Genomic DNA, 4,826 nt, shown 5'->3' with positions numbered 1-4,826 from the left:
CGAGGGGGGCCCTCGCCGGCCCCCCTCGACCCCCCCGGCACTGCCCGATAGGGAAAGAGGGGGCGGCGGTGCCGTCAGGCGGCTGCGGCTACCGCGCGGCGGGTGAGGACGCCGATCAGGTGGGCGCGGTATTCGGGCGAGCCGTGCAGGTCGCCGATCATGCCGTCGGGGTCGGCGGCGAGGCCGGCGATCGCCTCGGGACGGAAGTCGGCTGAGAGGGCGGCCTCCGCGTCGGACCAGCGGAAGGCGCCGTCCTGCGAGGCGCCGGTCACGGCCACGCGCACGCCGCCGGCGAACTTCGCCACGAAGACGCCGACCAGCGCGAAGCGCGAGGCAGGCTGCAGGAACTTCTGGTAGTTGGCGCGCTCCGGGACGGGGAAGCGCACCTCGGTGATGATCTCGCCGGGCTCGAGGGCGGTGGTGAACATGCCCTGGAAATAGTCGTCTGCGGCGATCTCGCGGGTGTTGGTGACGATGGTGGCGCCCGAGGCGAGCGCGCCGGCCGGATAGTCGGCGGAGGGGTCGTTGTTGGCGAGGCTGCCGCCGATCGTGCCGCGGTTGCGCACCGCCGGGTCGCCGATGTGACCGGCGAGCGCGGCGAGGGTGGGATAGGCGCGCGCCGCCTCGCGGGCGACCACGGCGTGCGGGGTGCCGCCGCCGATGGCGAGCCGGTCGCCCTGCATGGCGACGCCCTTCATCGCGGCGATGCCGGTGAGGCTGACCAGCGTGCCGGGGCTCGCCAGGCGCTGCTTCAGCGTCGGGATGAGGGTCTGGCCGCCGCCGAGTGCCTGTGCCTCGTCCGTGGCGAGCGCCGCGACCGCTTCCTCGACCGTCGCGGGCCGGACGAAATCGAATGCATACATGGGCCCGCCTCCCTATCTGGCTGCCGCGAGCGCCGCCCAGACCCGCGCGGGCGAGAGCGGCATGTCGATATGGTCCACCCCGAAGCCGCCGGCGTTCAGCGCGTCGAGGACGGCGTTGACGAAGGTCGGCGGCGAGCCGATGGCGCCGGCCTCGCCGCAGCCCTTCACCCCGAGCGGGTTGTGGGTGCAGGGGGTGACGCAGCTGTGGTCGACGGTGAAGCTCGGCAGGTCGTCGGCGCGCGGCATGGCGTAGTCCATGAGCGAGCCGCTCCTGAGCTGGCCGGTCTCGTCGTAGGCGGCGACCTCGAGCATGGCCTGGCCGATGCCCTGGGCGATGCCGCCGTGCACCTGGCCCTCGACGATCATCGGGTTGACGATGTTGCCGAAGTCGTCGGCGGCGGTGAAGGCGACGACCTCGACCTCGCCGGTCTCGGGGTCGACCTCGACCTCGCAGGCGTAGGCGCCGGCCGGGTAGGTGAAGTTGGCCGGGTCGTAGAAGGAGGTCTCCTCGAGGCCGGGCTCGAGCTCCTCGATCGGGTATTTGTGCGGGACGTAGGCGGCCAGCGTCACGTCGGTCCAGGCGACCGACTTGTCGGTGCCGGCGACGGTGAAGCGGCCGTCCTTGAAGACGACGTCCTGGTCGGAGGCCTCCATCAGGTGGGCGGCGATCTTCTTCGCCTTGGCGATGATCTTCTCGGTGGCGCGTACGATGGCCGAGCCGCCGACGGCGAGCGAGCGCGAGCCGTAGGTGCCCATGCCGAAGGGGACCCGCGCGGTGTCGCCGTGGACGATGTCGACCTGGGCCGCGTCGATGCCGAGGAGGTCGGAGACGACCTGGGCGAAGCTCGTCTCGTGGCCCTGGCCGTGGCTGTGCGAGCCGGTGAAGACCGAGACGCCGCCGGTCGGGTTCACCCGGACGGTCGCGCTCTCGTAGAGGCCGGCGCGGGCGCCGAGCGAGCCGACGAGGGAGGAGGGCGCGATGCCGCAGGCCTCGATGTAGGCGGCGACGCCGAAGCCGCGGAGCTTGCCGCGGGCCGCGCTCGCCTCGCGGCGGGCGGGGAAGCCGGCGCGGTCGGAGAGCGCCTCGAGCTTGTCCATCGTGGCCTGGTAGTTGCCGGTGTCGTAGAGGACCGCGACCGGGGTCTGGTAGGGGAACTGGTCGGGCCTGACGAAGTTGCGGCGACGGATCTCGATCGGGTCGATCCCGAGTTCGCGCGCCGCCTTGTCGATGACGCGCTCGATCTGGAAGGTGGCCTCCGGCCGGCCGGCACCGCGGTAGGCGTCAACGGGGACGGTGTTGGTGAAGACGGCGCGGACGTGGACGTAGATGAGCGGCGTCGCGTAGTTGCCGGCCATCAGCGTGCCGTGCAGGTAGGTCGGGATGCAGGGCGCGAAGGTCGAGAGGTAGGCGCCCATGTTGGCCAGCGTGTCGGTCCTGAGCGCGAGAAACTTGCCGTTCTCGTCGGTGGCGAGCTCGATCTTCGTGATGTGGTCGCGACCGTGGGCGTCGGAGATGAAGGCCTCCGAGCGGGAGGCGGTCCATTTCACCGGGCGGCCGACCACCTTGGCGGCGAAGGTGACGAAGGCTTCCTCGGCATAGTGGTAGATCTTCGAACCGAAGCCGCCGCCGACGTCGGGGGCCACCACGCGCAGGCGCTGCTCGGGGATGCCGAGGACGAAGGCGCCCATGAGGAGGCGGATGACGTGCGGGTTCTGCGACGTGGTCCAGAGCGTGTGCTGGTCGTCGGCCGCGTCGTATTCGCCGACCGCGGCGCGCGGCTCCATGGCGTTGGGGACGAGGCGGTTGTTGACGAGCTCCAGCGTCGTCACGTGTGGCGCGGCCTTGATCGCGGCGTCGACGGCGGCGGCATTGTCCTCGATGAAGCCCCAGTCGAAGCAGAGGTTGGAGGCGAGCTCGTCGTGGACCTTGGGCGCGTCGGGCGCGAGCGCGGCGCGCATGTCGACGACGGCGGGGAGATCCTCGATGTCGAGCTCGATCGCCTCGGCGGCGTCGCGGGCCTGGGCGAGGGTCTCGGCGACGACGGCGGCGATCGGGTCGCCGACGTGGCGGACCTTGCCGTCGGCGAGGACCGGGTGCTTCGGCTCCTGCATCGGCTGGCCGAAGCGGTCGGTCACCTGCCAGCCGCAGGGGATGCCGCCGACGGCGGCGAAGTCGGCGGCGGTGAAGACCCTGAGCACGCCGGGCATCGCCGCGGCGGCGGCGGTGTCGAGCTTCGCGATGCGGCCGTGCGCGACGTCGGAGCGCAGGAAGTGGACGTAGGCCTGGCCGGGGCGGTTGAGGTCGTCGGTGTAGCGACCCTTGCCGGTCAGGAAGCGCACGTCCTCGCGGCGCTTGACGGGGGCGCCGATGCCGAAATCCTTGGGCATGTCGGTCCCCTCCCCTATTCGGCCGCGACCCGGCCGGCGGCGAGCTCGGCGGCGGCGGCCTGGATCGACTTCACGATGTTGTGGTAGCCGGTGCAGCGGCAGATGTTGCCCTCGAGGTAGGCGCGGATCTCGGCCTCGCTCGGGCTCGGGTTCTCGGCGAGGAGCGCGGCGGCGGTCATCACCATGCCGGGGGTGCAGAAGCCGCATTGCAGGCCGTGGTTCTGCTGGAAGGCGGCCTGGATCGGCCCGAGCGAGCCGTCGGGGTTGGCCATGCCCTCGATGGTGCGCACCTCGACCCCCTCGAGGTCGAGGGCGAAGACGTTGCAGGACTTGACCGACGCGCCGTCGACGTGGACGACGCAGGCGCCGCACTGGCCGGTGTCGCAGCCGACGTGGGTGCCGGTGAGGCGCAGGGTCTCGCGGAGGAACTCGACGAGCAGCGTCCGGCCTTCCACCTCGCCGGAGACCGGGCGACCGTTCACGGTCATGGAGACTCTTGGCATGGCAAACCTCCCGACAGGGTGGGGCCCGCTCTGCCGGCTATGCACCGAATCCATGACGGGCCTTCGCTATCCGCAGTTTGGGCCGGGAAGATGCCGAATGCCAACAGTCTTTTCGCGACCGTGGACGCGGGCTTGCGGCCGCGGCGGAACCGGCCTAGTGCTTGCGGCATGATCGGTCGTCTCAATCATGTCGCCATCGCCGTGCCGGACCTGGCCGCAGCCGCGGCGCAGTATCGCGACACGCTGGGCGCGCGCGTCGGGCCGCCGCAGGACGAGCCGGCGCACGGGGTGACGGTGGTCTTCGTCGAGCTGCCGAACACCAAGGTGGAGCTGCTGCATCCGCTGGGGGAGAATTCGCCGATCGCGGCCTTCCTGGCGAAGAACCCGGCCGGCGGGATCCATCACATCTGCTACGAGGTCGAGGACATCCTCGCGGCGCGCGACCGGCTGCAGACGCAGGGGGCGCGGGTGCTGGGCGACGGCGAGCCGAGGATCGGGGCGCACGGCAAGCCGGTGCTCTTCCTGCACCCGAAGGACTTCACGGGCACGCTGGTCGAGCTCGAGCAGGCATGACCGTCGTCTCGGCCTTCGTGCTCTGGGTCATCATCTGGTTCCTGACGCTCTTCGTGGTACTGCCGATCGGGCTGACCACGCAGGAGGAGGCGGGCGAGGTGGTGCCGGGGACGCCGGCCTCGGCGCCGGTCGAGGCGCGGATCCGGCGCAAGATGCTCTGGGTGACGGCGGTGACGCTGGCGATCTGGGGGTCGATCTGCGCCTTCATCCTCTGGAGCGGCGTCACCATCGAGGACATCGACTTCTTCCATCTCATGTGATTCGTGCTACCCTCGCGGGATGACGAACCAGGAAGGAGGCAGCCGATGAAGATCCTAGCCGCCCTCGTGACGGCATTGACGCTGGTCGGGTTCGGGAGCGTGGCTTTCGCCGACTGCGCGGGCCACGTCAAGGCAGGCGATACCGCCCAGAGCGACAGGACCGTCCTGCCGCCGGAGCAGCAGGCCTCCAGCTAGGCCAGGCGCCGGCACGGGCCCCGCACAGTGCGGGGTCCGACCAA

The 4,826-nt window shown here is 71.1% G+C and carries 6 protein-coding genes; 3 read left to right on the top strand and 3 right to left on the bottom strand.

Going from position 1 to position 4,826, the window contains the following annotated elements; genetic code table 11:
• Positions 1 to 74: 74 nt before the first annotated feature.
• The 3 genes from Q0112_RS06300 to Q0112_RS06290 are packed head-to-tail and all read right to left on the bottom strand — an operon-like array spanning position 75 to position 3,754.
• Positions 75 to 863, bottom strand: coding sequence for a xanthine dehydrogenase family protein subunit M (locus Q0112_RS06300; RefSeq protein WP_297972849.1), 789 nt, complete (start codon positions 861 to 863; stop codon positions 75 to 77).
• 12 nt (positions 864 to 875) lie between these two features.
• Positions 876 to 3,251, bottom strand: coding sequence for a xanthine dehydrogenase family protein molybdopterin-binding subunit (locus Q0112_RS06295; RefSeq protein ID WP_297972847.1), 2,376 nt, complete (start codon positions 3,249 to 3,251; stop codon positions 876 to 878).
• Between the two features lie 14 nt (positions 3,252 to 3,265).
• Entirely contained in the window at positions 3,266 to 3,754 is a 489-nt protein-coding gene (locus Q0112_RS06290) for a (2Fe-2S)-binding protein (protein ID WP_297972845.1), read from the bottom strand.
• 168 nt (positions 3,755 to 3,922) lie between these two features.
• On the opposite strand from Q0112_RS06290, the gene mce reads away from it, so the two are divergent.
• The 3 genes from mce to Q0112_RS06275 are packed head-to-tail and all read left to right on the top strand — an operon-like array spanning position 3,923 to position 4,782.
• Positions 3,923 to 4,327: a methylmalonyl-CoA epimerase gene (gene mce / locus Q0112_RS06285; RefSeq protein WP_297972843.1), complete on the top strand. Its 405-nt coding sequence runs from the start codon at positions 3,923 to 3,925 to the stop codon at positions 4,325 to 4,327.
• Positions 4,324 to 4,587 carry a DUF1467 family protein gene (locus tag Q0112_RS06280; RefSeq protein ID WP_297972840.1) on the top strand — a complete coding sequence of 88 codons (264 nt, stop codon included), beginning with the start codon at positions 4,324 to 4,326 and terminating at the stop codon, positions 4,585 to 4,587. The genes mce and Q0112_RS06280 overlap by 4 nt, the downstream gene beginning before the upstream one ends.
• A 45-nt stretch (positions 4,588 to 4,632) precedes the next feature.
• Complete coding sequence (locus tag Q0112_RS06275) at positions 4,633 to 4,782, top strand: hypothetical protein (RefSeq protein ID WP_297972837.1); 150 nt, start codon at positions 4,633 to 4,635, stop codon at positions 4,780 to 4,782.
• The last annotated feature ends 44 nt before the right edge of the window (positions 4,783 to 4,826 follow it).

This window comes from uncultured Amaricoccus sp., from assembly GCF_937858865.1.
Taxonomy (GTDB): Bacteria; Pseudomonadota; Alphaproteobacteria; order Rhodobacterales; family Rhodobacteraceae; genus Amaricoccus.
This window is presented reverse-complemented; position numbering and strand designations above follow the sequence as displayed.

Coding starts and splice junctions, on each gene's coding strand:
- Q0112_RS06275 (WP_297972837.1), top strand. CDS start 4,633: ATGAAGATCCTAGCCGCCCTCGTGACGGCATTGACGCTGGTCGGGTTC.
- Q0112_RS06300 (WP_297972849.1), bottom strand. CDS start 863: ATGTATGCATTCGATTTCGTCCGGCCCGCGACGGTCGAGGAAGCGGTC.
- Q0112_RS06280 (WP_297972840.1), top strand. CDS start 4,324: ATGACCGTCGTCTCGGCCTTCGTGCTCTGGGTCATCATCTGGTTCCTG.
- Q0112_RS06295 (WP_297972847.1), bottom strand. CDS start 3,251: ATGCCCAAGGATTTCGGCATCGGCGCCCCCGTCAAGCGCCGCGAGGAC.
- mce (WP_297972843.1), top strand. CDS start 3,923: ATGATCGGTCGTCTCAATCATGTCGCCATCGCCGTGCCGGACCTGGCC.
- Q0112_RS06290 (WP_297972845.1), bottom strand. CDS start 3,754: ATGCCAAGAGTCTCCATGACCGTGAACGGTCGCCCGGTCTCCGGCGAG.